This window comes from Sphingopyxis sp. CCNWLW2, from assembly GCF_037095755.1.
In the GTDB taxonomy this organism is placed as follows: Bacteria; Pseudomonadota; Alphaproteobacteria; order Sphingomonadales; family Sphingomonadaceae; genus Sphingopyxis.
In genome coordinates this window covers 1-26718 of record NZ_JBAWKJ010000002.1, presented here as the reverse complement: position 1 = coordinate 26718, position 26718 = coordinate 1, and the positions used below count along the sequence as shown (strand labels likewise).

General features: G+C 62.3%; 25 protein-coding genes. 9 read left to right on the top strand and 16 right to left on the bottom strand.

Translation table 11 applies throughout. From position 1 onward, the window contains the following. The first annotated feature begins 76 nt into the window (after positions 1–76). Complete coding sequence (locus V8J55_RS11295) at positions 77–310, top strand: hypothetical protein (RefSeq protein ID WP_336445762.1); 234 nt, start codon at positions 77–79, stop codon at positions 308–310. Positions 311–450: 140 nt separating this feature from the next. On the opposite strand, the gene V8J55_RS11290 is transcribed toward V8J55_RS11295, so the two are convergent. The 5 genes from V8J55_RS11290 to V8J55_RS11270 form a co-directional block, all read right to left on the bottom strand. Beyond that, positions 451–2070: an alkaline phosphatase D family protein gene (locus V8J55_RS11290; RefSeq protein ID WP_336445761.1), complete on the bottom strand. Its 1620-nt coding sequence runs from the start codon at positions 2068–2070 to the stop codon at positions 451–453. 18 nt (positions 2071–2088) lie between these two features. Beyond that, on the bottom strand, positions 2089–4323 hold the full coding sequence (locus V8J55_RS11285; RefSeq protein WP_336445760.1) for a TonB-dependent receptor: 2235 nt from the start codon (positions 4321–4323) through the stop codon (positions 2089–2091). A gap of 416 nt (positions 4324–4739) precedes the next feature. Beyond that, entirely contained in the window at positions 4740–5150 is a 411-nt protein-coding gene (locus tag V8J55_RS11280; protein WP_336445759.1) for a cupredoxin domain-containing protein, read from the bottom strand. Between the two features lie 208 nt (positions 5151–5358). Beyond that, positions 5359–5751 (bottom strand): DUF2147 domain-containing protein, encoded by a 393-nt coding sequence (locus V8J55_RS11275; protein WP_336445758.1) that lies wholly within the window; start codon positions 5749–5751, stop codon positions 5359–5361. A gap of 317 nt (positions 5752–6068) precedes the next feature. Then, positions 6069–6263, bottom strand: coding sequence for a hypothetical protein (locus V8J55_RS11270; RefSeq protein WP_336445757.1), 195 nt, complete (start codon positions 6261–6263; stop codon positions 6069–6071). A gap of 275 nt (positions 6264–6538) precedes the next feature. Here V8J55_RS11270 and V8J55_RS11265 point away from each other — a divergent pair, with 275 nt between their 5' ends. Continuing rightward, positions 6539–6844 carry an AcvB/VirJ family lysyl-phosphatidylglycerol hydrolase gene (locus V8J55_RS11265; RefSeq protein ID WP_336445756.1) on the top strand — a complete coding sequence of 102 codons (306 nt, stop codon included), beginning with the start codon at positions 6539–6541 and terminating at the stop codon, positions 6842–6844. Positions 6845–6881: 37 nt separating this feature from the next. On the opposite strand, the gene V8J55_RS11260 is transcribed toward V8J55_RS11265, so the two are convergent. Next, entirely contained in the window at positions 6882–7526 is a 645-nt protein-coding gene (locus V8J55_RS11260) for an alpha/beta hydrolase (protein ID WP_336446867.1), read from the bottom strand. 121 nt (positions 7527–7647) lie between these two features. Between V8J55_RS11260 and V8J55_RS11255 the strand changes: the two genes are divergently transcribed. Further along, entirely contained in the window at positions 7648–7908 is a 261-nt protein-coding gene (locus V8J55_RS11255) for a hypothetical protein (protein ID WP_336445755.1), read from the top strand. A 160-nt stretch (positions 7909–8068) separates the two neighbouring features. Here V8J55_RS11255 and V8J55_RS11250 read toward each other — a convergent pair whose 3' ends face one another. From V8J55_RS11250 to V8J55_RS11240, 3 genes are all read right to left on the bottom strand, one after another. Beyond that, positions 8069–8890, bottom strand: coding sequence for a TonB family protein (locus V8J55_RS11250; protein WP_336445754.1), 822 nt, complete (start codon positions 8888–8890; stop codon positions 8069–8071). A gap of 487 nt (positions 8891–9377) precedes the next feature. Then, positions 9378–9725, bottom strand: a complete 348-nt coding sequence (locus V8J55_RS11245) for a hypothetical protein (RefSeq protein WP_336445753.1) — start codon at positions 9723–9725, stop codon at positions 9378–9380. Positions 9726–9919: 194 nt separating this feature from the next. Beyond that, entirely contained in the window at positions 9920–10741 is an 822-nt protein-coding gene (locus tag V8J55_RS11240) for an SDR family NAD(P)-dependent oxidoreductase (RefSeq protein ID WP_336445752.1), read from the bottom strand. Positions 10742–10838: 97 nt separating this feature from the next. On the opposite strand from V8J55_RS11240, the gene V8J55_RS11235 reads away from it, so the two are divergent. Beyond that, positions 10839–11822: a helix-turn-helix domain-containing protein gene (locus tag V8J55_RS11235; protein WP_336445751.1), complete on the top strand. Its 984-nt coding sequence runs from the start codon at positions 10839–10841 to the stop codon at positions 11820–11822. 16 nt (positions 11823–11838) lie between these two features. Here V8J55_RS11235 and V8J55_RS11230 read toward each other — a convergent pair whose 3' ends face one another. The 3 genes from V8J55_RS11230 to V8J55_RS11220 are packed head-to-tail and all read right to left on the bottom strand — an operon-like array spanning position 11839 to position 16001. Beyond that, entirely contained in the window at positions 11839–13494 is a 1656-nt protein-coding gene (locus V8J55_RS11230; protein ID WP_336445750.1) for an FAD-binding protein, read from the bottom strand. Then, the gene (locus tag V8J55_RS11225) at positions 13495–14820 is read right to left on the bottom strand and encodes an aromatic ring-hydroxylating oxygenase subunit alpha (protein ID WP_336445749.1); all 1326 of its coding nucleotides are present in this window, start codon (positions 14818–14820) and stop codon (positions 13495–13497) included. A 20-nt stretch (positions 14821–14840) separates the two neighbouring features. Continuing rightward, positions 14841–16001, bottom strand: a complete 1161-nt coding sequence (locus V8J55_RS11220) for an acyl-CoA dehydrogenase family protein (RefSeq protein ID WP_336445748.1) — start codon at positions 15999–16001, stop codon at positions 14841–14843. Between the two features lie 237 nt (positions 16002–16238). Here V8J55_RS11220 and V8J55_RS11215 point away from each other — a divergent pair, with 237 nt between their 5' ends. The 4 genes from V8J55_RS11215 (at position 16239) to V8J55_RS11200 (ending at position 21294) form a co-directional block, all read left to right on the top strand. Further along, positions 16239–18350 (top strand): 3-hydroxyacyl-CoA dehydrogenase NAD-binding domain-containing protein, encoded by a 2112-nt coding sequence (locus V8J55_RS11215; RefSeq protein ID WP_336445747.1) that lies wholly within the window; start codon positions 16239–16241, stop codon positions 18348–18350. Positions 18351–18384: 34 nt separating this feature from the next. Further along, positions 18385–19221 (top strand): enoyl-CoA hydratase/isomerase family protein, encoded by an 837-nt coding sequence (locus tag V8J55_RS11210; RefSeq protein WP_336445746.1) that lies wholly within the window; start codon positions 18385–18387, stop codon positions 19219–19221. 5 nt (positions 19222–19226) lie between these two features. After that, a complete protein-coding gene (locus tag V8J55_RS11205; protein WP_336445745.1) occupies positions 19227–20192 on the top strand; it encodes a 3-hydroxyacyl-CoA dehydrogenase NAD-binding domain-containing protein in 966 nt (321 codons plus the stop codon). A 115-nt stretch (positions 20193–20307) separates the two neighbouring features. Then, entirely contained in the window at positions 20308–21294 is a 987-nt protein-coding gene (locus tag V8J55_RS11200; protein WP_336445744.1) for a phytanoyl-CoA dioxygenase family protein, read from the top strand. An 81-nt stretch (positions 21295–21375) separates the two neighbouring features. On the opposite strand, the gene V8J55_RS11195 is transcribed toward V8J55_RS11200, so the two are convergent. The 4 genes from V8J55_RS11195 to V8J55_RS11180 form a co-directional block, all read right to left on the bottom strand. Then, a complete protein-coding gene (locus tag V8J55_RS11195; RefSeq protein WP_336445743.1) occupies positions 21376–22509 on the bottom strand; it encodes an acyl-CoA dehydrogenase family protein in 1134 nt (377 codons plus the stop codon). A gap of 6 nt (positions 22510–22515) precedes the next feature. Next, complete coding sequence (locus tag V8J55_RS11190; protein ID WP_336445742.1) at positions 22516–23703, bottom strand: acyl-CoA dehydrogenase family protein; 1188 nt, start codon at positions 23701–23703, stop codon at positions 22516–22518. A 90-nt stretch (positions 23704–23793) separates the two neighbouring features. After that, a complete protein-coding gene (locus V8J55_RS11185; protein ID WP_336445741.1) occupies positions 23794–24699 on the bottom strand; it encodes an alcohol dehydrogenase catalytic domain-containing protein in 906 nt (301 codons plus the stop codon). Positions 24700–24764: 65 nt separating this feature from the next. Beyond that, positions 24765–25607, bottom strand: coding sequence for an IclR family transcriptional regulator (locus tag V8J55_RS11180; RefSeq protein WP_336445740.1), 843 nt, complete (start codon positions 25605–25607; stop codon positions 24765–24767). A gap of 139 nt (positions 25608–25746) precedes the next feature. Here V8J55_RS11180 and V8J55_RS11175 point away from each other — a divergent pair, with 139 nt between their 5' ends. Next, on the top strand, positions 25747–26538 hold the full coding sequence (locus V8J55_RS11175; protein ID WP_336445739.1) for an IclR family transcriptional regulator: 792 nt from the start codon (positions 25747–25749) through the stop codon (positions 26536–26538). Positions 26539–26718: the final 180 nt, after the last annotated feature.

The following is a 26718-nucleotide window of genomic DNA, read 5'->3' as shown; positions in this document are numbered from 1 at the left end:
CCGCCTTGCTTCTTGACGGTTGAACCTGCGATCATTCCCTTTTTACGGGAAGCCTCTTCGGTGAGGCGACAATGCGATGACCAATTCAAACTTCTATCCGGTTGGCACCGCCGACGTGCCGTGGGGCGCCGACGAACTGGACCTGTGGCGAAGCCGCCAATCGCGTTTGCGCCGCTACGATGTCGACGTCGTGCCACGGATCGATGCCTTGACCGGTCGCTATGAGAATATTGTCTATGGCGCGCTCGACTATGTTCCTCAACCGAAGAGCCTGCTTCGTATAGCGGTCATCCTTCGCCATCGGCGTTGATACAGAACCCCGGAAAGATTCGACAAACCTCGAAGATCTACCAGCAACGCCTGCCTTCGCGCGACCTGGCTCCAGCCTCCATGTGCAATGTTTTGATTCCATGCCGCACAGAGGCTCCGCCTTTGACGGCGATTCACACTTCAAGCTGCTGAGAAGCGCCTTTCACCCCAGCGGACACTGAGTCCTTCGCTCGTTACCCCGGAGATCGAACGCTCGGTGATAGTTGGGACATAATGCCAATCGCCGCGCACCCGATCGGGCGTGAGCTGCAGCGAGACATAGCCCCTGCGGCTGGTATCCGAATAAACGAGGCCGGGATTGGTTTCACGCAAGCCCTTGGCGACATCAGTGGGTGCCACGCTTGGGAAATAGGTCTCGAAGCCGGGCGAGGTGACGGCGTGGCCCGCATATTCGACTCCGACCGCGCGGCCATGGGTGGTCAGATTATTGCCCCACGCATTGTGGCTGTCGCCTGACAGGACGACGAGATTGCTTTCGCTTTCAAGCGCGGCATCGAACAACCGATCCCGCGCCGCCGGATAGCCATCCCATGCATCGAGGTTGAAGGGCAGCCCCGCCTTCGACGCCGCGGCGATTCCCATCAGCGTCTTGCGCGCCTCTGGCGGAACGCCGACCGGCGCCCAGTCCGCAATCGCCTCGGGCGCCCGGATACTCCCCATGGCGACCTGCTGCGCCAAAACCTGCCAGCGGGTTCCAGCCTTGACCGACTGTACCAACCCGGCGTGGAGCCAGGCTTCCTGATCCGCGCCCATCAAGGTACGATCGGACGCGCTCCACAGGCCGTCGCGAAATTCGGCGAACGCCTTGTCCAAGTCGCCATGACTTGCGAGCACATCGCTGAATTCCAGCTGCTTGGAGCGCGCGGTGATACGCGTCTCGGGACGGAACAACGTCGCCAAGGATCCGATCTGATAGCTGTCGTAACGTCGTTCCGACACCGGCATCCACTCGCGATAGACGCGCTCCGCTACGGCCTTGCGTACCGCCCAGTCGCCCTCGGTTTCCGGCTGATGATTTTGCGCGCCATCGACCCAGGCATCGTTGGTGAGCTCATGGTCATCCCATTGCGCCACCATCGGATAACGCTGATGGAGGCGGCGCAGGTCGGGATCGGCGCGATAGGATGCATGGCGCAGGCGATAGTCGGCCAGCGTCACCATCTCATTGGCGGGCAGGACCGTCCGCCCGGGCATATCCGTCTTCGGATATTTGCCCGGCCCATATTCGTAAAGATAGTCCCCGACATGCACCATCAGGTCGAGGTCGTCGCGCGCCGCCGCGTGGCCGTAGGCGTTGAACCAGCCAAAGGGCATGTTCGAGCAGGAGAAGAGGCCGATGCCGAAGCGTGCGGTGTCGCCATCGGGAAGCGTGCGGGTGCGGCCGACGTCGCTTTTCGTACCGTCGGGCGCGATGAAACGATAATGATACCAGCGATCGGGCGTCAAGCCATCGACCACCAGCTTGGCGCAATGGTCATGCTGCGCGCTGGCGGAAACATCTCCGCCCGCCACGACCTGGGTGAAGGCCGCATCGGTCGCCACTTCGCAGCGCAGCCGACTGTCGCCGTTGCCGACGTACCGCGTCCATAGCAGCACCGATTTCGCGGAAGGTTCGCCGCTGGCTATGCCGTGGGTGAAGCCGCGGGCGGTGAGCAGTTGTGCCACGCCCGGTGTCGCGAGCGCAGCGAGCCCGAAGGCGCCTGCTGTCATCAGCAGGCGCCGGTCTATTTCAAACGTCATGATCGCCTCCCCGCGAGATCAGAACCGGCCGGTGAGCTGGACGCCAAAAAGGCGCGGCTCGGCCGGAATGAAAGTGGGATATCCGAAGCCGCCACCTGTATTGCCGGCATCGAGCAGATAGTCCTTGTTGAACAGGTTGCGGGCAAAGGCGGCGACTTCGTAACGGCCATCGCCGAACGACATGCCGCCGCGGACATTGACCAGCGTGACGGCATCCTGGCTGATCGCCTCGGTGTTGGGGATCTCGAAGTAGATCTTGCTGCGATGGGTCACGCTGGGCGTCAGGAATAGGCGCGTGCCGCCGGCAATCGGCGCGTCGAGGGTGAAGCCCGCCGCCCATTGCCATTTGGGCTGGAGTCGGAACTGGTCTCCCGCAAACCGGCCGTTGGCAGGCTTGTCGTCGATGCCGCCATCGATGAAGCCGACATTGCCGAACAGGCGGAACCAACTTGTTACGTCGGCCTGCAGTTCGGCCTCGACGCCCAGGTTGCTGGCCGTGCCTGCACTTTCGGTGACGGCCCGGCCATCCCGGATCACGCTGACCTGGAAATTATCATATGTCTGGTAATAGACGCCCAGCGAGCCGGAGAGGACGCCGACCCGGCCCTTGATGCCGCCCTCATAGTTCCAGACATTTTCCGCCGCGATAACCTGAATGTTCGGAACCGTCAGGCTGGCCGCCGAGACCTGCACGGTCGGCGAGCGCCGCCCTTTGGAAACGGTCGCATAGAGGTTCAGCCTGTTGTTCAGACGATAGAGAATGTTGAAACGCGGCAACACCGCCTGGAAGCTGTCTTCGGACGTGAAATAGGCGCCATTGGTATTGACCTGCGTTGGGATCAGGGGCCTGCCGGTCAGCACCGCATTGGGCGCAAAGGCGGCGAAGCCCGACTGCCTTTTCTCGATCAGAAAGCGGACCCCCGCGGTCAGTTCCAATGCAGAGTTGGGTACCCAGGTCGTCTCGCCAAAAACCGACCAGCTCTGGTTCTTGCCGCGATTGTTGAACCAGCTCGAATAGGGCAGCACCGTCGCCCGGCCGCCGCTCAGGATCGCGGTCGCCTGCGCGGCCGTCACCACATTGTTCGCATCGATGCAAGGCAGGCCCGGCACCGTGCCGGCCGAACATTGGATGAAGGTCCCTTCCTCGGACGAGAAAGGCACGAACTGGTTGTTCTTCTCGTAGAAATAGTTCCAGCCGAACGAGGCGCGCACCGCGTCCGTGGTATAAGCGAAACGGCCCTCATGGCTGAACTGCCGCCCCTTCGCTTCCTCGGCAAATTCCAGATACCAGGCGCGCGAACCATCGGCGTCGAATATCTCGAGCGAGTCGAAGTTTCGATAGCCGTTGACGGTGGTGAAGCTCCAATCGTCGGCGAACTTCCAGTTGGTCGTCAGATTGACATCATAGACATCGCGCGTGAGCCCCAGCTTGGGCGCGCCCAGCACCTGCTCGGAGACGGGGGAGCCGCCCAGCCAGACATCGCCGAAGACATTGCCCGTCACTCCGACGGGGGCAAGGCGCTTGTTGATGAAGGGCGTGCCTGAATTGCGCTGGCGGTCATAAGTGCCGATCAGGTCGGCCGTGAAATCCTGACTGGGCGTAAAACGCAGCGAACCGCGAATGCCGAGCTGGTCCTGCGCATAGAGGTCGCCCTGCACGGGATCGAGATTATGGACATAGCCGTCGCGCTTCTTCCACGAAAAGGCGACGCGGCCCGCCAGCACGTCCGAGCCGGCATTGACGAAGCCGCCGAACTGGATCTGGTCGAAATTGCCGTAACCGCCGCTGAGTTCGCCGGAAAAGCCGGGCTTCGGCTTGGCCGAGATGATGCTGATCGCGCCGATGGTGGAAGCGGTGCCGAACAGGGTGGCCTGGGGTCCCTTGACGACCTCGACGCGCTCCAGATCGTAGATGCCCTGATAGGCTCCGCGCGAACGGGAAATATCGACGCCGTTATAATAGAGCGTCACACGCGCCGCCTGCTGCGACGAGCCACTGTCCGACGTGATCCCGCGAATGACGATACCGGGATTGTTGGCGCTCTGCTCCTGGATATTGAGGCCGGGGATATAGTTGGACAGTTCGTCCAGATCCGACACCCCGATTTCCCGCATCCGTTCGTTTGTTATGGCGCTGATGGTGATGGGAACGTCGATGGCGCGCTGCTCGATTTTCTGCGCCGTCACAACGATGGTCTGGCCATCAGGGTCGGCCGGCGCATTATCGGCAACCTCGGCTGCGAATGCGGACATGGGAAGGACGAAACAGGTGGAGCCGGCCGCGAGCTTCGCGACGGCCAAAAGTCGGTTGTTCAAGGATTTCCCCCTAGGTGGAGCAAGTAGGTTTGTTTTTGCAACGGGACGCCTAGGGGACGGAACTTACGGTTTCAGGTCGATAACACGACCATTCCAAGTCTATAAAATTACACAAAAAAGACGGGATGGATCGTGGGACGGACACGATTGAACACGCATTAAACGCTCTCTTGCCGCTTCCGCAGCGGCAGATTGTTGGCGATACAATGATCGGCTCCGTCGGCAAGGCTCGATTCCTGCAGCGCCGACAAAATGGCGGAGGATGCAGAAGCTTTCGTTGCGCCGGGCTGCTCGTGGGGTCGCCCACGCGCGTCGCCACTGGCGAGCATTCGATTCCACCGGGAAGAAGGGTTCTAATCAGAATCCACGACGATCTCGCCCTTCATCCCCAAGGTGGCATGAAAGGGATGATCGCACTTGAGGCTATATGTCCCGGCGCGAGGGACGAGCGCGATATCGACGGTCTGATGCGCGCCGAGCTCGACTTTTCCATTATGGATCAGGGCGGCATCACCCGGATCGATCGTCGCGGCAGCAAAAAAGGAGGGCGCGCCGAAGTCATGCCCTCCCGACGACGTGTTGGCCAGCCGCAGGAGCACGCGCTCTCCCGCCTTCAGATGAATGGTTTTCGGATCGAAGTCGAAACTCGAAAGCGCCACGCTTACGACGGGCAACTCGCTCGGCGCTGCAGGCTGCGAATGTCCCGACGCGACCGGCGCGAAGCCTAGCGCGAGAGCAAGAATCGGGATGCGTGCTTTGAACATGGTCATGACTCCGTCAGCAATGATGGTGGGAATAGGCGCAACGCAGGGTATCGCGCTTTTATACCTAGGTTTTAACCCGCCGGTGTCGGACGGATCGGCGCCGCGGAGCAGACGCGTATCGCGCGCCGTTCCTGACCGTGCCCGACCGAAAAAAAGGTCACCTTCTCTCCCGCAAAGGGCCGGTCTAAAAATTACAGATCCCGGTTTCTCAGCGAGATCGACGCCACCGCTGCGTTTGGCAAAAGAATGCGATGCAACCCGACACTTTCAATGACCCGTCGTCGTTCAGGTTCAGCTTCGAACTGTATGTCCTTCCCGTTCTCGGGTCATAGATGTTGCCATGGCTCCATTCGCCTCCGGAAGGCCTGAAGCCGCCCAGGATTTTGAGACCAACTATGGGCTTGCTGCGAAGGGCCGGGTCGGGATTGTGAGCATCAGTACTGAGAGCACCCGCCTCCACCTTCAGCACCTTGACGATATTGCCGCACAGGGACGGTCCGCAAGGAGCGATGGCAACCATCGCCGACCCGTCTTGCGTGATCCAGTTTCCCGTCGGTGCCACCGCGGCAGTGGCGACCATGGCGGCCAGGGCGACTATCATTTCTTATTGTCCTTCTCATCCGGGCATCCAAAGTGAAGGCCTTACCCGGTCGCAGTACGGGTCCTGAAAACTGACTATTCGCCTCCCACGCCACAGGGGACCATCCACCCTGCCCGCCCGCCCACCGAAACGAAACTGCTGGACGTAGCCGGTTACGGTCGGTCCACTTCCGGCTGGCGCAAGATGAAACCGGACATGCCAAACCGGCCAGCTCTCACATAATCGGGAACTGGCCGGATAGACGGCTGCTTCGGGCCGGCGGATGCGGGGGCCGGGCCCTTGCAGACCTGCTGGGTCGATTGTCCGCGAGGCAGCGTTTAGTAGGCGGTCTTCTTGCCGTTGCTCATCGCCGCCTTGGCGGGACGCGCCTGCCATGCCGAGGCGGCGTGCTTCGAAGGCGCGGCCTGATGCGTTGCCGGTTTGGCAGCCGTCGAGGTCGATGCAAAGACCGGAGCGGTGATCATCATCGTGGATGTGAGACCAAGCCCGACAAGGGTACGGAAATTTGCCATATTCTTCACTCCATGGATCCGCGGCGAGCGCGGACGAACGCTTCAGAATGTCCAGGCGGTGTCTGGGGCGAGAGGGAGCCGAGGGGATGGCTCCGCCTTGGACACCCTCCTTCTAAGCCCGGCGATCCGACCGGGGCATGGCCGCGACGTGACAATATCGTAATCTTCGCGCCAGCTTCCCGGCAGGCGAGCCGGCTTATCTTCGCCGCTTCAGGAACGAAGGCCGTATGCAATGGCCATTTCGATTGCGACGTAAGTCCCGTGAAAAATGGCTCTTGGCCCCGCTCATTGCGCTCGGCATCGCTGCGGCGACCTATATTCATGCTGGCTATTATAACGGCCCGCTGTTCCGGGACATGCCGGCCCCAGGTGCCGGCCCCGCAAAACCCGCGATCGCCATGTTGTCGGGCGACATGGGCAACCGGGTCGGCGAGACGCCCAGGATTGCGGCACGGCTCAACGCAGCCGGCTATACGGTCGTGACGGTCGATTCGCTGACGTTTTTCTCGCCGCGCCGGACGCCCGAGGAGACCGCCGAATTGATCAAAACGGCGATGGTCCGCGTCTTTTGGCCGAACTGAGGCAGTCCGGTTTCGGGCTCGGTCCGCGAAACGCGGACTAGCGAGCGAAGGCCTCCGCCAGGAAATCGCGGCCGAGACGAAGTCCGACGGGATCCACGGTGTGCGCCACCCCGTAGGAGACGTGCGTCGTGACGTCGACGCCGAGACGCTTGAGCTCGCTCTCCGACATATGCAGCGCGGCGATCGGGACGACCGGATCGGCCGTGCCGTGCACCAATAGCACGGGCGGCTTTGGAAGTTCTCCGTGACTTAGGCCAAGCGTCCCTGCCAACATGCCAGAATAGCCAACAACGGCAGCCACCGCGCGCGGTCGCCGCAGCGCGACATGCAGTGCCATCATCGTCCCCTGGCTGAAGCCGACAATGGCCAGGTCAGCCTCGCTCAAACCATATTGCGCGAGCTTGCGGTCAATGAAGGCGTCGATCGCCGGCGCAGCCGAGGCCGCGCCGGCAGCGAGCGCGGACGGCGCAAAGCCGGAAAGTCCCCACCATTGATAGCCCGCCCCCATCATGCCGCAGCGCTGCGGCGCGTGCGGTGCGAGAAACAAGGTGTCGGGCAGAGCGTCTTGCCACTGCGGCGCGAGCGAGATCATGTCCGACCCGCTCGACCCGAAGCCATGCAGCAGCAGGACGAGGCTCTTCGGAGCAGCCCCGGACCGGGGCTGCAAACTTGCTCCATTCACGATCTTCAAAACTCTGTCTCTTTCATGTCTGCCCGAGACTATTTGGGCATGAACAGCTAACCCGGCAACCGCACCGCACGTTGGTGAGCTTTTATGATATTCTCCCGGAATGAAGACTGGCTTGGAACGAGTCGCCCGTGCGCTTTGCGAGCTGGATGCCAATCCACCCAACGCGACGATGGACGGCAAGCCGCTTTGGCAGGATTATCTGCCCGAGGCTTGGGCCGCAATCATGGCGCTGCGCGAACCAGACCCCGCCATGATCGACGCAGGTGCCCATAAAGCGGCCGGGGGCCTAAGCGAAGACATGGGCGGGATTTATCGAGCCATGATCGATGCCGCATTGGAAGGACAACCCAACGCGCCACCGAGCGAAGCGTAGTGGCGCAGTCGCTTGTGGCCGTTTGCGGCCAGGCCGCTTTTGGTGAAGGACTGAAAGAAGCGGACGATCGCGGCCCCCGGGTTGGGCTGACCGGAAACGACGGAAGTAGATATGGCAAACTTTGGGCCGACGGCCTTTAATGCCACAGGCACGTGCTACCTCAGCGCGGCACCTGCCAACGAACGCGGTTGATGTAAAAACTTGCCACCGGATTACCGTCCGCATCACGAGCTGGATCGAACGCGCCGCGGACTAGCATGAGCGCGCATGTTTGCTTGTCGAGGCTGGGGAATCCCGAACTGTCAACTATTCGACAGCGAGTGACCGCACCCTTTGCATCGACATTCAACAGAAAGGTGCTCATTCCTTCGTTCCGGTTGACGAAGTCGACGCGCGGATAGTCGTCGTTGGTGGCCCATCTGCCGGCATTGCCCGACGGTTCGGCGCGCTTTGACAGCAAACGGATTTGTCGCGGGTCGAAACCCCAATTCCGCCACAGGTCATCCTCGCATTTTTCGAGGGCTTCCATCGCCGCATTAAGGTTCGTCAAATCCAGCGAAAGGTCGAGCCGTTTCGCTGTCGCCAGCTGGAAGCGATCAGTTTCGCGAATGTTATTGAACAGAAGCCCGTCGGGGTCACTCCATGCCAGCCTCGCTTCGCCTTCCATCACGACATAAGATTTGAGCTTGAATCGACGAACATCGTTCCGGCCAAGCGCTATTTCGACAGACTTCATCGACGAATGAAGTGGAAGCGCTGAGCCGTAAAGGGCCCATTGGTATCCGCCGAAAGTCCAATCTCTATCAATCGCCAAGCGGTAGGGCTGACCTGCCTCAACAAAATGACGGATAAGCCGGCATTTGGTGGTGCCGTAGTCAATTTCCCATCGCACTTGAGCAAGCCCCGGTTTCTTCGGCTCGCTCGCTGGATCTGCGGCTTGGAATGCTAGCGCTAGGATGATCAAGTTGCTGAGGGACGTCATGCACATTCTAATACCCATGCGGCTATTTCGACGCCAGTACGGAAAATGGAATCGCTGCCTCTCACCACGTCCTGGCCTTTCAAATCGGCGCCCGAGGCAGCGGATCAACTCTCAGCGCAATTGGCCGATTGCAGAACGGCAGCTTCCACCCGTCATTCCCAGATAGCAGACACACCGAGCTCGCTTGGAAGACGTAAAGCAGCTAGGAGCGAGTACGGAACAGCGTTGCACTGCCTGCTTTGGGCGATTTGCGGACTGATGCTTCTGGAAGCAAACTACCTAAAGCAAACAACTGCAAATCTGAAGTCTCGTGACAGCCGGTGACACGACAGTCCAGTGATCACGATGCAGCGCTTCCTCGGCGGCAAGACTGGCGCTGGCTGACGAGCCCACCCTGACGAGGTCGGGATCAGCACCTGCGGTGCGTCTCAGGTCGAGTAATGGAGCATCACTGACCGAACCGGCGGCGCGCGTTGTCTGTTCAGGATCATGCGCGCGCGCCGCCAGTCAGCGCAGCCTCGAAATTTTCGACCGATCCCACATTGTCGCGAGCAGGTCCGCCGGGCGCCACAGGGAAGACCGCGTCGATGCGACGCCGCAACAAATTGTCGCACTCGCGTTGTTCGGAAACACGAGCGCGCTTTCCAACGGCAAGTTCGGAGCAAATCGCGTCCTTGATCCGGTCCAGCCCATCGGCGCTCAAGATGCCGGCGTTCAAGAGCTCTTCGCAAAGCTGTATCAATCCCACTGCGGTCGCATGCGCTCGAAGACCGACCAAATCGAGGGTGTGGTGACGCTCGCGCGCCGCGGCATCACCCCGAGCATGTGCCGTCATCAGCTTCTCCTTTTCTCATCCTGTCCCGGCTTTATTTACCTCTTTGGGTAAACCGCCGAAACCAGCATGATGGCCCCTCGTCCCGCTCGCAAGCGTGAACGCCCCGACGTTGCGCGCCTCAGACTAACATCACATAGGCGATCGATAATGCGCCGTGCGCCAACGGGGACGGGCGGACAGAGCCGGAACCCCGATCAGGTGGCGTCGGTGATCAAGGCATGACCTGTCATCGGACCGATGCCCTCGACGCCGCCGTCGACCGCGAGCTGGACGCCGTTCACGAAGCGCGCCTCGTCGCTGGCAAGGAAGAGCACGGCCTGCGCCACGTCCCAGGCGTCGCCCTCAATACCGAGTGGACCAACCTTGCGGCGCGCCTCGCGCATTGCCGCCGGAATTTTCGCCATGGCGTGGGGCGTCATCACATGGCCGGGCGCCACGGTGTTGACCCGGATCCCATCGCGGCCGTGCAGCACGCCGATTTCGCGCGAAAGCTGCGCCATTGCTGCCTTGGAAGGGCCATAGGCCAACGCGCCCATCGCCCGCATCCCGGCAAGCGAGGAGATATTGATGATCGATCCCCCGCCCCCGCGCGCCATTTCGCGAACGGCAAATTTGCTCATTAGCATAACGCTCGTCAGGTTGGTCGACAGGATATTGTTCCAGAGCTCCAGCGAGATGGTCTCGAGGCTCGCAGGTGTCGATATCCCGACATTATTGACCAGTATGTCGACCTTGCCAAATCGCGAAACCGCCTCGCCTACCAGCGCTTCGCAGTCGCGCGGCTGGGTTACGTCGGCGGCGACCCCGAACGCGCGTCCCCCTTCCACCTGAATGCGTTTCGCCGTAGCCGCGGCGCGGCCGGCGTCGAGATCGGCGCAGGCGACTTGCGCGCCCTCGCGCGCCAGCAGCAACGCGATCGCCCGCCCGATACCGATTTCGTCGCGATCGGCACCGGCACCGGTGACGATCGCCACCTTGCCCGCTAGCCGATTGTTGGAATTCCGGGGTTCAGGCATCGATACTCTCCTTGTGACGATCGTCACCCTTATCGGTGGAGATCCTGCGCGACAGGTTGAAACATATCAATAAGCGGCTAGTTTCAGTCTCACACTGATGCCCGATTTCGCTCTTGTCGCGCTCCCCGGCGCCTACCGCAGCAGCATCGGAGCGCTGGCCGATAGCTTTGCCCTCGTGCGCGATCGGAGCGAACATCTGTTCGACGGGGTCGAGCCGCTCAATCTGGACACATCGCTTCAGTATCTTTCGATCGACGGTGCGGTATCGACCTGCTTCGACGGGACACCGCTCGTGGTCGACGGCAAGATCGATCGAACGATCGTCCACCCCTTTATCTGGCTGCCCGCGTTCCGAACAGGCGGCGAACCGGGCATGCGCGAACGCCTGACCAGCTGGCGGCCGCTGATCGACTGGCTGCGCATCCAGGAAGAGGGCGGCGCGATCATTGGCGCGAGCGGCGGCAGCGTTATGCTTCTGCTGGCGGCCGGTATTGGAACCGATCTCGCCGTCCCGGCGAGCCCGGCGCTCGCACCCGTGGTGCGGACGCTCTTCCCGCGTCAGGCGATCGATGAAGACGGCGCTGTCGCTGATCATGGACGCCTGCTTCTGTCGCGCGGCATCGGGAGCGATCTCGGGCTGGTCACACATGCCTTCGAGCGCGCGATGTCGCCTGAAATTTCGCGCTGGCTCTCCTCGGTCATGGGGCTTGAAACCGGCGCCGCCCATCATGTGACCGATGCCCTCGTCGCGCGGGCGCGCTTCTGGCTCGAGCAGAATTTCTCGCGCACGGTCGATCTCGCCGCGCTTGCCGCAGAACTTTCCACAAGCAGTGCCACGCTCAATCGGCGATTTCACAAGGCGCTCGGCTGTTCGGCGCGCGACTATGTCGGTCAGCTTCGTCTTCGCGCGGCGAAAAGAATGCTCGAACGCTCGTCGCGACCGATCGACCAGATCGCGCTGCTCGTTGGTTATTCCGACAGCCGGCTTTTTCGCGCGATGTTCCGCAAACATTGCGGGATGACCGCGACGCAGTGGCGTCTTGCTGCTCGCGACGAGACGACCGAGCAAGCCAGAACCTGACGGTCATGGCCGAAAGCTAATCGTTGCGGCCTGCGGCATGACGCGCGGCGATCCAAGCAAAGATGAAGGATGCACCGATGCTTGCCCCTGCGGCCGGATAGCAACGGCCCATCACCGACGCCGTCGAGTTTCCTGTCGCGTACAGGCCCGGAATGACCGATCCGTCCCCGCGCAGGACCTGCGCATGTTCGTCGGTCACCATGCCCCCCGAAGTCCCGACGTCACCCGGCACGAGTTCCATCGCGTAGAAGGGCGGCTTGTCGATCTTGCCGAGATTGGGATTGGGTTTGACCGTCGGATCGCCGAACCAGTTGTCGTAGCCGCGGCCGCCCCGGTTGAAGTCGAGGTCCTTACCGGTTTCGCAATAGCCGTTGAACTTCGCGATCTCGCTGCGCAGCCCGTCCTCGTCGATGCCGGTCTTGCCGGCGAGTTCCTCGATCGAATCGGCCATCTTCATCCAGCCGCTGTCGATCCACTCGGGCGGCGTCTTGCCGGGCGGATAATATCCCCAAGCGTAGCGTTTGCGGTGACGGCTATCGAGGATGACATAGGCTGGCACGTCATTCTGGTAGAGGCGCTGGCCATTCTCCATGTAGGAGCCGCTCTCGTTCAGGATCCGGCGCCCCTGCCGATTGACGATGATGCAATGCGGTTTCGAAATATCGGTGTTGTGCATGAGCGCGGGACCGGTGCCCTGGTCGGGCGGGATCGTCCCGGGCACCCACCAGGCCTGGTCCATCAGGTCGAGTGCGGCACCATGTTTTTCCGCGATCTGGATCATCTCGCCGGTATCGCCCGGATTGGCATTCGTCCATTCGGTCGAACTGGGCTGCGGGCCGTACTGGCGGCGCATCTCCGCATTGTGTGAAAACCCGCCGGCATTGATCAGGACCCCGTCGCGCGCGGCGATTCGAAGCTGGCGGGTGCCGCGCTGGACCACAACCCCGGTAACTCGGCCCTCCTCCTCGATCAGTTCGACGATCGGATGTTCGGTGCGCATGTCGATGCCGGCCTTGTGCGCGAGCATCAACATCCTCCCCTGGAGCGAGCCGCCAAAGCTCAGGAGTGGCTTCCCGCGGCGCTTGACGAGCCACATGCGCGCGAGAAGCTTCGTGCCCTCCCACATGCCGCGGGGCGTGCGCGTCGCCAGGCCGATTATCCCGGCCTTGTCGGTCGGCAGCGGCATCACCATCGGCCCGAGGCGCAGCTTGTCGAACAGCGGCCCGAGCTCGCGTGCGTCGAGCATGGGGGCGCCAAGCGAACGGCTTCGCGTACAACCGCCCGGCCGATCGTCATAATAATCGGCCCAGCCCTCGGTGCGGAGCCACTTCATACCGCGGTCCTCGAGCCATTTCACAAGCCGCGGCCCTTCGCGCAAATAAGCCTCCTTGCGCGCTGGTGTCGCCCCGGGGCCGCCGTCGTCGCCGACCGTCGCGTCCATGTAGGTGCGGGCCGCTTCATGACTGTCTTCGATTCCGTCGCGCGCGAGGAGATGGTTGTTCGGCACCCAGAGCACGCCGCCCGACATCGCGGTCGACCCGCCAAACTTGTCGGTCTTCTCGAGGATCAGCGCCTTCTTGCCGATCGAGTCGAGATAAAGCGCAGCCGCCATCGAGCCGCCGCCCGAGCCCACGATCACGAAATCGGCGATCTCGTCAAACGGAGCGGTCATTCAGTCGGCCTTTGCGATAAATGCGTGATAGACGCGGTGGAAATTGCTGATCTCGATTTCCTGCACCGGATTGGGGCGCGCCTGCTTGAAGGCCTGCGACTTCATGCCCTTTTGAACCTCTTCCATATTCTGGAAGTCCTGTTCGAGGATGAGGCCCCAGTCGACCGCGCGCCAGTCGTCCCCGCCGTCTTCGACCTCGACCTTCGGTTCGGTACCGGGCGCGAAGCGTTCGAGGACGTAAATGTCGAACCGGCATTTGCTGGGGTCGTCGCCATAGGGGCGTGCACGATAAGCCAGGATGTTGGTCGGCTGGTGCAGGAAGACCATATTGGGGAAGATATTCCAGTCCGTCCCCGCCGCCATCTGCTGCTCGGCCGAGATATCGGGATAGGGCCGGCCAGATTTTGCCGCTTCTTCGCGGTGAAACTGCGCGAAAGCTACGAACACCTCGAACGGCGTGGCGGTCTCGGGCAATTCCATCAACCGCTCGCCGGCTGCAAGCATTTCCTGCGTCGCCGTCGCTTTCAGCGTGTTCCAGATCTCGCGATTGAACTCGTAGAGACCCTTTCGGATGTCGCCGCTCTGGTCACTGATCCGCGGGCTCGGCAGCCCGAACAGCGCGGTCGGCGCATAACCGAACATGGCATGATTGCCGTAGGCCTGACTGTAAGTCAGATCGTCATGATAGGCGAGCAGCTGGCGATGGGTCGTCTGCACATGATAACCTTCCATGAAGGCTTCCTGCGCGGTCTTCCAGTTGCAAGGCAGCACGATCGTCTTGCGCCAGACGTAGCGCATCTCGTCGATTTCAAATGGGTCGAGGAGGCGTTTGGCTTCGCCGAGAAAGGTTTCGAGGCTCTCGCTCTCGGGGTCCATGTTGATGAATACCCAGCCGCCCCACTCGGCGACCTTGACCGAGGTCAGGCTGACGTCGGCGTCCTGCAGGCAATCGCCCCACTGGTGCCGGTCGACGATCTCGACGGGGGTGCCGTCGAGCGACCACTGCCAGCCATGATATTTGCAGTGGAATTTCCCCATCTTTCCGCAGCCCGCGGTGAGACGACGGCCGCGATGCGGACAGACGTTGAAATAGGCTGCGATCGCGCCGTCCTGTTTGCGGACGACCGAGATCGACTCGTCTGCGATTTCGTAGGTGTAGAAGTCACCGGGATTCGGAATCTCCTCGGCACGGCAAGCCATCTGCCAGATCCGCGGCCAGAGTCGCTCCTTTTCGATGCGTACGAACTCAGGAGATATATAAGCGTCGGCCGGGATCCGGTCGGGCGTGACATCCTGATGCGCGCCGAGCCTTGTCATTTCGTTCATCGCTTATCCTCTCGTCCGTCTTACGCCCGGACCTTTGCCGGGCCCTGGGGGAATCGCTTGTCGAAGACACCTTCGGCGATGCGGTTCAACAATATCTCGATCGCTCCCCCTGCAATCATCCAGCCTCGCGTGCGCCGAAGGCAATATTCGACCAGACTATCCTGGCTGTAACCCGCGCCGCCCATCACTTGCATCGCCTCGTTCGCGCAATCGAATCCGGCGCGATTACAAGCGACCTTCGCAATTGCCGTCTCGTCGGGAGAAGGCAGACCCGCATCGGCGTTGGTAGCGGCCCGGTAAAGGAGCAACTGCGCCGCATCGAGCTTCAGTTTCATCTCGGCGAACTTCCACTGAAGGCCCTGGAAGTCACAAAGCGGTCGCCCGAACTGCTGGCGTGTCTTCGCATGTTCGACCGCGGCCGTGAAGGCATAGCGACCGAGGGCTAGGCTGCGCGCCGTATTCCCGATGCGCTCGACATTGAAACCACCCATCTGTTTCTTGAACCCGCCGGGCCCGAGAAGCACCTTATCCTTCGGGACATAGACGTTGTCGAAGAACAGCGGGTTCCACTCTTCGCCCGACATGAACCGTATCGGCTTGCCGAAGGTGAAGCCCTCCTGGCCCCGCTCAATGAGTACCGACCCGATATTCTCCGTCCCCGGACCATATCGGACATAAACCAGAAAAACGGTGGCGTGGGTGCCGTGCGTCGTGAAAATCTTCTGGCCCGTAATGCGGAACCCATCGCCGTCGGGCACGGCGGTCGTGGTCAGTTCGGTGACCGCCGACCCGGCATTGGGTTCGGTCATGGCGACCGAGATCAGTCCCTCGCCGCGAAGCAGCGGCGCGAGATATTCTTCTTTCTGCGCATCGCTCGCGAACTGCGCAAAGGTACGGATGGCACCGAAGTTGCCGGCCTGCACGACGTCGGCCGAGCGGGGACAGACCGATGCGATCGTCTCGATCGCTATGACCGCGTCCATCAGCGAACCGCCAAGCCCGCCCTTATCTTCGGGTATCGTGATGCCGATAAGCCCTTGCTCTGCCATCTGGCGCGCAACCTCCCAAGGATAGTCGTCGGAATGGGCACGCTCGAGCGCGCCGACAGCCAAGTGGCGCTGGGCAAAAGCGGAGACCGCGTCGCGGAACATGGTCTGTTCTTCGGTGAGCTCGAAGTTCATCTGTCACTTTCTCATTTGGTGCACGGTCGCCGCAGCGCCGAGCCGTCGATCGTCAAGCGATGATGGACTAATCCCGCGAGCGACGGATGCGAAGGCGCGAGCGCAATCCTTCACATCCGCGATGCCTCGACATGCCGCTGGCCGTTTTCTTGACAAGGTGGACGGTTCGGTCGCTTCTGGCACCTTCACATTCCTGCCGCCTCCCGCGCGGTTTCCTGAAGGATCGATCGACCTGTCATGACTGAGGCCAAAGACATCATTTCGACCCGTGTCGAAGGCGACATCGGGTTCATCGTCAGCGACAATCCGCCCGTCAATGCGATCAGCATCGGCGTTCGGACAGGCCTTGCGGACGCGCTCGCCGCCCTCGATGCCGACGCAGCGGTCAAGGCGATCGTACTGAGCTGCAGCGGAAAGACTTTTTTTGCAGGTGCAGACATCACCGAGTTCGGAAAGCCGCGGCTCTCCCCGACGCTGCAGGATGTGATCGTGCTGCTGGAGACATCGGCCAAGCCCGTCATCGCGGCCATCCACGGCACGGCGCTGGGGGGCGGTTTCGAGCTCGCGCTCGGATGTGCATTCCGGGTGGCGGTTCCCTCGGCCAAGGTCGGCCTGCCGGAAATAAACCTTGGACTTTTCGCGGGCGGCGGCGGCACCCAGCGTGTTCCGCGACTCATCGGGCCCGAGAAGGCACTGGAATTCGTGCTGTCCGGCAAACCGGTCGCGGCACCCCAAGCGCTGGAAATGGGACTGATCGACGCCGTCGGCAATGGCGAGGCGCAGGATGCGGGCCGCGTCTATGCGCGGCGCGTGATCGATGAGGGGCTCCCGGTCGTCGCTGTGCGGGACCGCGAAGACAAGATCGCAGCGACCCGCGCCGATCCCTCGGCTTTCGACGCTCTCGCCGCGAAGCTGACGGCGCGCGCCAAGGGTCAACTCGCGCCGGCGGCGAATGTCGATGCAGTGCGCCGGTCGTTCACGCTTCCCCTCGATGAGGCGCTGGCGGTCGACGCCACGGCCAATCGCGAATTGATGGTGGGAAGCCAGTCGCGTGCGCTCCGCCATCTGTTCTTCGCCGAGCGCGAGGCTGCCAAGATTCCGGGCCTCGCAGCCGACGCAAAACCGCGACCGATCAACAAGGCGGCGATCATCGGCGCCGGGACGATGGGCGGCGGCATCGCAATGTGCTTCGCCGCGGCAGGTATTCCCGTCACTATCATCGACACCACGCAGGAAGCGCTCGACAAGGGAATGGAGCGCGTTCGCGGGAATTATGCGACGTCGCTCAAGCGCGGATCGATCTCGCAGGGGCAGATGGATACCCGCCTTGGCCTCATTACGCCCGCAACCGACCGCGAGGCTGCTGCCGATAGCGACATCATCATCGAGGCCGTGTTCGAGGACATGGCGGTCAAGAAGGAAATCTTCGCCGACCTCGAAAAGCGCGTGAAGCCCGGTACTGTTCTGGCGACAAACACGTCGGCGCTCGACGTCGACGACATTGCCGCCGTGCTCGCCAGGCCCGAGGATTTCGTCGGGATGCATTTCTTCTCGCCAGCCAACGTTATGAAACTTCTTGAAGTGGTGAAAGCCGAGAAGACAGGTCCCGAGGCGATCCTCACAGCGATGTCCGTCGGCAAGGCGATCGGAAAGGTCTCGGTGCTCTCTGGGAATTGCGACGGCTTCATCGGCAATCGGATGGTCGCCAAGCGCTCCGCGCAGGCTGAACGCCTGCTGCAGCAGGGCGCCTTCCCCCCGCAGGTCGATGCCGCGCTGACCAACCTGGGTTTCCCGATGGGTCCGCTCACGACCAACGACATGTCGGGCCTCGACATCGGCTATTCGATCCGGAAGCGGCGCGGAACACCCTTTCCGATCGCCGATGCGATCGTCGAAAGCGGCCGCCTCGGACAAAAGACGGGTGGCGGATATTACCGCTACGAACCCGGCGACCGGACGCCGCACAATAACCCCGACACCGACGCGCTGATCGTCGCGACATCGGAAAAACTCGGTATCGTGCGCCGCGATATCGCCGAAGACGAGATGGTCGAGCGACTTATCTTCCCCCTGATCAACGAAGGTGCGCGCATCCTCGAAGAGGGGATCGCGCTTCGCGCTTCGGACGTCGATCTCGTTTGGATCAATGGCTATGGATGGCCGCGTCATCTCGGCGGTCCGATGTTCTATGCCGACGAAATCGGACTGCCGCATATCGTCGCGCGCCTGCGCGAATTCGCTGCCGATACGCCTGGCGATCCGTCGCTCGCGCCCGCGGCGCTTCTCGTCGAACTTGCCGAAAAAGGCAGCAGCTTTGCCGAATGGCAGCGGACGCGTTCCGCTGCCTGACACCCCTTCTTAACAAAGAATTCTGGAGAGAATGATGAGCGAAACCAACGAATTTCAGCGCGATATCGACTATAGCGAGTTCGATTTCTTCAAAGTCGAAATCGGCGAGGACGGGGTCGCGATCGTGACGATGAACGATCCCGACAAGCTCAACGCTGTGGGGCCGCACAATCACTGGCAACTCGAGGATATCTGGCTGAAGCTGGGCCGCGACGAGCGGATCAAGGTGATCGTGCTGACCGGCGCGGGCAAGGCTTTCTCGGCCGGCGGCGACATCAAGAAAATGGCCGAACGTGCACAGACCGAATATGGACTGAAATATGCGCTGCGTGTCCCCATCAACACCCTTCGCATGTGGGACCAGCTGCTGATGACGCCGCAGCCGATCATCGCCGCGGTCAATGGCGATGCCATCGGGCTCGGCACCTCGCTGTTCGCCTTCTGCGACATGAGCATCGCCGCCGACGATGCCAAGCTCGGCGATACGCATGTTCGCGTCGGTCTCGTCACCGGCGATGGCGGCTCGGTCATGTGGCCTCTGCTCGTGGGGCCTCAGCGCGCCAAGGAATATCTGATGCGCGGCAAGCTCCTCAGCGGCAAAAAGGCCGAGGAGATCGGCCTCGTCAATTACGCCTTCCCCAAGGAGGAAGTGCTCGACGAAGCGGTAAAGATCGCACGCGAGATCGCGGGCCAGCCCATCTGGGCCGTCCGCTGGTCAAAGGCGTCGGTCAACAAGCAGCTCAAGGCACAGCTCAATCTGATCGGCGAATTGTCGATCGCCTATGAATCGCTGACGATGCTCACCAAGGATTATGAGTCGGCGACAAACGCATTCGCCAACAAGGAAAAGCCGGTCTTCCAGGGATATTGATCGGGATGGCGCGCTATCGCGATAAAATTGCAACCGTCGCCGCCGTCGGCGGCGGCGTCATCGGCGGTGGCTGGGTCGCTGCCTTCCTCGGCAACGGCCGCTCGGTCCGCCTGTTCGATCCAGCGGAGGGCGCCGCCGAGCGCGCCCGCGCGCACACCGCCGCGGCGTGGCCACAGATGGTTGAACTCGGGCTCGCCGCTCGGAGCGACGCGTGGGAGCATAGATTATCCTTCCACGCCACGCTCGAAGAGGCGGTCGCTGAGGCCGACTTTGTCCAGGAAAGCGCGCCCGAACGGCCCGAGCAAAAGCGCGCGCTATTCGCTGAGCTAGATGGGCTGGTACCCCGCGACGTGGTCATTGCGAGCAGCACCTCGAGTTTACCAATCAGCGAATTGCAGGCTGGCCTTGAGGGCGCGGCGCGTTTCGTGCTCGGCCACCCTTTCAATCCGGTTCACCTCATCCCGCTTGTGGAGATGGGCGGCGGCGGTGACAGCGACGTCGAAGCGATCGATCTCGCGGAACATCTATATACCAGCATGGGCAAGCGTCCGATTCGGCTCAAGCGCGAGATATTCGGTCATGTCGCCAACCGGCTAACAAGCGCCATGTTTCGTGAAGCGGTGCGGCTGGTGGCGGAAGGCTATGCGTCGGTCGAGGATATCGACAGGGCGATCGCCCACGGCCCGGCGCTCAAATGGGCGGTCCAGGGACAGTTTACGACTTTCCATACGTCCGGCGGCGACGGCGGGCTTGGCGCCTTCCTGCCAAAATTCAGCCCTGGCATCATGCAGCGCTGGTCGACGATGACCGATCCGCCGCTCGGAGATCCGGATCTTCAGGCCGAACTCATTTCCCAGATGGACGCCGCCGCTGACGGCAAGAGCGTTGCCGAGATCGCAGAACATCAGGACGCCGCTGTGATGGGCATATTGAAACTGCTCCGCGACATCGACACCGATCGGCGCAGATGATCGAAATGATCCGAAGCTTGCACAAACACATCCCTCCTTTTGTGCTGCTTCTGCGTTCTAGTCGGGGCACGACAGCTGCCATTTTAAGGTCAGCGAGTGGGAAGAGGAACTGGCTTTGAAAATCGAACCGATCAACATGCCCGATGCGCAGGATCTCAGCGTGACCGACGTCCGTCCCACGCGCGAGCTGAAGAGCTGCAACCATCTGCTCGACGATCATGCCGCCCTCGAGGAATTCTACCAAGCCAATGGATATCTGCTCCTCCGCGGCGTTTTCGACCCGGAAACGATCGCACGAGCGCGTGAGGCGATGCTTGAAGTCGCGATCGAACTCGGCGTCGCCGAGCCTGGCGACCCGCTCGGCAAGGCCACCGGACGGCAGCTGCCGCATTCGATCGAAGAATATAGTGGTTTCGCCGGCATCGCGCGCAGCGTGATCGAGCATCCCGCGAATATCGCGGTGATGGAAAAGATTCTCGGCGAGCCCGCCTGCGCCGTGCCGATCGTCCAGTATCGCGCTTACCCGCCGAACGGCCCTGTCACGACGGTGCATCAGGATGGCTTCTACAGCCCGGGCATCCAGGACTATAAACCGGTGTGGGTGGTCCTGACGCCATGTCCTCGCGAGATGGGGGGCCTCGCGCTTGCTGTCGGTCAGAACAAGCGCGGATTTTTCCATAATGTAGGCAAGGGCTCGCCCTTCCCCTTCCCGCGCGACGCGGTCCCCGACGACGCCTGGGCGACGACGGATTATATGCCGGGTGACGTTCTGATCGTGCACCCCAGTACGCCGCATTGCGGTATGCCCAACAACAGCGATCGCATCCGCTTGTCCTTCGACTCGCGCGTCCAGTCGGCAGCAAACCCGAGCGCGATTGCGGCGACCGTCACCGCGGTCGCGCCCGATTCGATCACGGTCGATGCCGGGACGCTTGGGGAGCGCCGTTTCCGCGTCGATGCGGACAGTTTCATCCGCGTACTGAACCCGGGGATCCGCGAGAAATTCGAGAATTTCGCGGACTATACCAAGCCCGGCATGCGACTCGTCGTGGTCCGCGATGGCGACCGGGCAGTCATGCTTCGCAAGGCCGCCGATGGCTAAAGCCGCGCGATTGTCGCGGGCGACCGCTGTCCGAGTTAGGCCGGCGGCGGGCCGTAGCCTCCCTGCCAAGGGCTTGAGCGGTCAGGCCGCGGCGGGGTAGACACCGCGCAGCGCGACGAGCCGCGAGATATGAAAATCCCGATCGCCGAGGAGCGCATCGATCGCGGTCAGGCGCTTGAACGCATGGCCGACCTTATATTCGGACGTGATCCCGATCGCGCCATGCATCTGGACCGCCTCCTGGCCGATGATCCGGCCCGACTTGCCGATGAGAGCTTTGGCAGCGGAGACGTTCCGCGCGCGTTGACCGGGATCGATGTCCAGCGAGACTGCAGCAAGGATCGCCATGCTCCGTGAAAGCTCGAGCTGCATCAGCATCTCGACCGCCCGGTGCTGTAGCGCCTGGAAACTGCCGATCGCGGTTCCGAACTGCTGGCGGGTCTTGAGATAGTCGAGCGTGACATCGAAGGTCTCGGCCATCGCCCCGACGGCCTCGGCGACGAGCGCGGCATTGGCTTCCTCGAAGACCCGCTCGAGGATCGCGGCGCCCTCGCCGTCGCTTCCGATGAGTGCGCTCGCTGGCAGTCCCACGTCGGCCAAGGCGAGAGACGCGATCGGAATCCCGTCATAACCGCGCGCGGCGCTAATCGTGACGCCCGGGGCGTCACGCTCGACGAGAAAGAGCGAGACGCCGGCATCGCTTAGCGCGCTCACAACGAGGTGGTCCGCACTCTGACCGTGAATGACGGCGATCTTGTGCCCATCGAGCGTCCAGCCGTCGCCGGTGTGTCTAGCGACCACACGCGCATCGAGACTGTGGCGCGGGAGCCCGGGCTCGCTGTGCGCGAGCGCGAGGATCGTATCGCCCGCGATGACGCCCGGCAGGATGGCCGCGCGCTGCGCCGCGGAGGCGGCGCGGCGCAGGACGCCCCCCGCCAGCACGACGGTCGCAAAAAACGGCTCGACCATGAGGCCGCGACCGACCGCCTCCATGACGAGCATCATCTCGACGCCGCCACCTCCGATTCCGCCATCCTCTTCAGCAAACGGCAGACCGAGAAGACCCATTTCAGCGAAACTCGCATAGGCTTCGCGGCTCCATCCCGTGTCGCTTCGCAGGGCATGTTCGCGCTGCTGGAAATCGTAGGATTCCGCGACGAGCCGGGTCACGGTCTCGCTCAGCATCGTCTGCTCGTCGGTCAGCTCAAAATCCATGATCGTTCAAAGTCCCAGCAGCGTCTTGGCGATGATATTCTTCTGGATCTCGTTCGAGCCCCCGAAGATCGAAACCTTGCGCATTGTGAAATAGAAGGGCGCGGCGGCGCCGACCCAGCCCTCGTCCGGGTCGTTTGTGCGGCCGCCCGCCTGCGGCATTGCGAGCCCGGCAGGTCCCGCGAGTTCGGTGACGAGTTCGGTCATCCGTTGCTGCATCTCCGTACCCTTGACCTTGAGGATCGAAGCGGCCGCGTTGGCACCGCCGCCATGCGCGTCGGCGGCGACGACGCGAAGCTGGGTGAGTTCGAGCGCGCGCAGATCGACTTCGACCTCGGCAAGCTTGCGCGCGAGCACATGCCGCTCTTCCTCGGCGAGCTCGCCTGATGCGGTCAGCTGCGCCTCGAGCGCGCGCAACTGCGACAAGCGCTCCTTGGACAGCCCGATGCGGGCAATTCCGCTGCGTTCGTTACCGAGAAGATTTTTCGCGACATCCCAGCCGCGACCCTCTTCGCCAACGAGATTTTCAACCGGAACGCGGACATCGTCGAAGAAAACCTCGTTGGCGTCGTGCTCGCCGTCGATCGTCTCGATAGGGCGGACGGTGATGCCCGGCGTACGCATGTCAAGGAGCAGGAAACTGATGCCCTGCTGCTGCTTGCCGCTGTTGTCCGTCCGGAACAGCCCGAACATCCAGTCGGCATGCTGGGCCTGGGTCGTCCAGATCTTTTGCCCGTTGAGGACATAATGGTCGCCGTCGCGAACCGCGCTTGTCTTCAGGCTCGCGAGATCGGACCCCGCACCCGGTTCGGAGAATCCCTGGCACCACCAGATATCGATGTTCGCTGTCGCAGCGAGGAAGCGCTCCTTTTGCGCGGGGGTGCCGAAGCGGCAGAGGACCGGTCCGATCATGTTCACGTTGAAGGGCGATCCCTCCGGAGCATGCGCCAGCGCCATCTCTTCCTGGAAAATATAGCGCTCGGTCGGCGTCCACTGCTGGCCGCCATATTCGGCAGGCCAGTGGGTCACTGCCCAGCCGCGCGCGTTCAATATGCGCTGCCAGCGAACGATGTCGTCTTTTCCAAGATGAGCGCGATCGACCATTTTCTGACGCAGGTCGTCGGGAAGCGCATCGCGCAGGAACGACCGGACCTCGTCGCGAAACGCGATCTCGGCGGGCGTGAAATCCAGTTGCATATGTTGCTCTCCAGTCAGCGCGAGAGGATTTGAGAGGGAAATCCGGCGCCGCTGTCAACAAAAGCACGGGCAGCCTTCACATGCCCGATATCATTGCGCCAGATCGAGAAGGATGCGGCCCGCTCCGCCGTCACGCGCCAGCGTGATCGCGCGGCCCGCTTGCGACAATGGTACGCGTGTTTCCCGCGTCAAATCAGGCCCGTTGCCGAGTTCGGCGGCGAAGATCGTTTCGAACATCCGATCCATCGCCCCGGGATCGAGTTCGCTCTCCGCGGGCCGCAGGCTGAAACCCGTCACGCTGAGCGATCCGCCGGTGAGCAGCTGCGAGCTGATGCTGACGGGTTCGCCCGACAAATGCCCGAATATCAATACTCGCCCTTTTGGAGCAACGGCGCGCGCAAGGCGGTCGGTTGCCGATCCGGCAACGCAGTCGAGCGCAGCGCTGACGCGCCGGCCATCGGTGGCACGCAGAATGTCGCCGGCCAGCTCCGGCCCATCGATAATCGCGCCGGGAACATCCGGATCGGGCCGGCGAACGATGTCGATGACCGCGATGCCCCGCTGGGCGGCAAAATATCGGACCCAGCGCGCAACCGACGAGCCGGCGGCATTTTGCGCGACAATATCGCCGCTCCTGCACCCCGATGCGTCGAGCAGCAGGGATGCGGTCGCGGGATTGATGCGGAGACGCGCGGCGCGGACTGGATCGATGCCAGCGGGGACGGGCATGATCGCCTGCCGGTCCATGACCCGCACCCGGCACCAGTTGCCCCGTAGAAGCGGGAGCGCAAGCTGGCCGGTTCGCGTGTCGGACACGCCGGCGCCGACCGCCTCGACAATGCCCACGCCTTCAGCGCCGAACGGGAGCGCAGCGTCGAGCGCGAAGGCGTAGTTGCCTTTGATGGAAAGAAGATCGGCCGGATTGACCGGCGCGTGCGCCATTCGCAGACGAACCTGTCCCGGCCCCGGATCGCCCGGGTCCGGGAGCTCGACCACCCTCACCTCGCCCTCGCGGGCCAGAAGCGCCAGATTAGCCGACAAGCGCGAAAAGCTCGCGCCTGTCAGGCAAAGTGGCGGCGATGATTGGTGATCTTGATCGTCTCGGGCAGCCGCACGACATTGTCGGCGGTCGGGCCGCAGCGCGGTTCTTCGGGTGTCTGGGCCGCGATGCGGTCGCGATTCTGCAGGAGAATGTCGAGAATCTCCTCGGTGCGGTCCTTAACCTTCTCAGTCGGCGCCTCGATGCTGACGACCAGCCGGTCGAGATTGCGGCGGCGCGGAAGCAGGACAGCAATACAGGTCATTCCGCCTTCGATCTCTTCGATCACCCATCCGCGTTCACGCAGGGCCACGAACTCGCCCATGACCTCGTTGAGGTTGACCCGGCGATCCAGATCCTCCTCCTCGGCATTGAGACGGTGGACCGCCGAGCGCACATGTTCGTTGCGGTAGCTCGAAAGGAGCAGCCTGCCCTGCGGACTGTGCAGAACAGGTAGCGTTTCGCCGCCATGAATATCTGCGGCGCCTTCGCTGTTGCCGTGGATGACGTGCAAATGCTGGACGACATAGTTGGCGCTGGTCGACAGGATAACGGTCTCGTCGGTCGCCTTGGCCACCTCGTCGATCGCGGACAGCACCGGACCGCCCCGAAAGAGCGATGGCTTCACCCACGCACCGAGCAACGCGACACGGGCGGTCGGGCTATAGGCCCGGCGAAAGCGGTTATAGTGGAGATAGCCAAGCCGCGTGAGACAGCGCAGGAGTTCCGACGTGCTCGACTGCGGATAGTTGAGCGCGCGCGACATTTCCATCACGCTGGCGCTCCGCCTGTCCTGGTCGAAATATTCGAGAATCTCGAGCACGCGATGTGCCGACTTGATCGTACGGGACGCACTGGTGGCCATTTTCACCTCTCCCAATAATCCATGGACTCGTGACCGGTCCGATGACGTCACCATACCGAGTCCCTTCGACATTGCAAACGGTTTTTCGAATTGCGTTCGAAATTTCGAACGGCTAAGAGTTGGCGGGAAATAACGGGGAATGTGGATGACGACAGATTCAGGCAGTCTGGAGCGGCGATCGAGCGGTCCGCGTGCAATGTCGCGGGTACTGGACTTGCTGATGCTCCTGTCCGGAAAGCCCGATGGTCTCGGGCTTGGCGAACTCAGCGCCGCCCTGTCGGTTCCCAAGAGCACTTTTCTCGACACGCTACGCGGCCTCTGCGAGCTTCAGTATCTGACGCTCGAAGGGACGAAATACCGACTGGGACCGAGCGCCTATCACTTCGCGAGCCGGATCATGCGCAACTGGTCGGCGCCCGAGATGATCAGGTCACAGGTCAAGGCGCTCGCATTCGAGACAGGCGAGTCGGTCGGCTATGCGATCGCGGATTGGGAGATCGGCCAAGCCATTTACACCGAGGCGGTCAACAGTTCGCAGCCCGTTCGCTATTCGATGCAGGCCGGACTCCGCGCGCCGCTTTACGCCAGCGCGGCCGGGCGGGTGCTGCTGGCGTTCGGGTCGGAGCCCGACGTCGATTCCTATCTCGGGCGCGTTCACCTGCGGCAGCTTACCGGTCAGACCAAGACAGATCCCGCAGCAATCCGAGCGAATCTCGAAAAAATCCGGGCGGAAGGGTATTGCGCGAGCTTCGGCGAGATGCTGCGCGATACCGCTGCAATCGCGGTACCGATCCATCAGCCCGACGGCCGATGCATGGGTGCAATGATATTGGCCGCGCCGCTCGACCGGATGAAGCGCAACCTTGACCGCTATCTGGAGACCGCGCTGCGTGCCGGACAGCAGGCGTCAGCGGGACGGGTTCACGACTAGACCGGCCTCGATCGCGCCGCCCTCTCGCCAAATCTTCCCAAAAAAAATGGCCGGCGAACACGTCGCCGGCCAGTCGTTGAGAGGGGAAAACCCCTGGGAGATCAATATTTGAGATTCATGAAGTTCATTCCGTTTTCGAACATGATTTTACGGGTGTTTTCTTCGGAGAGGTCCTTGCAG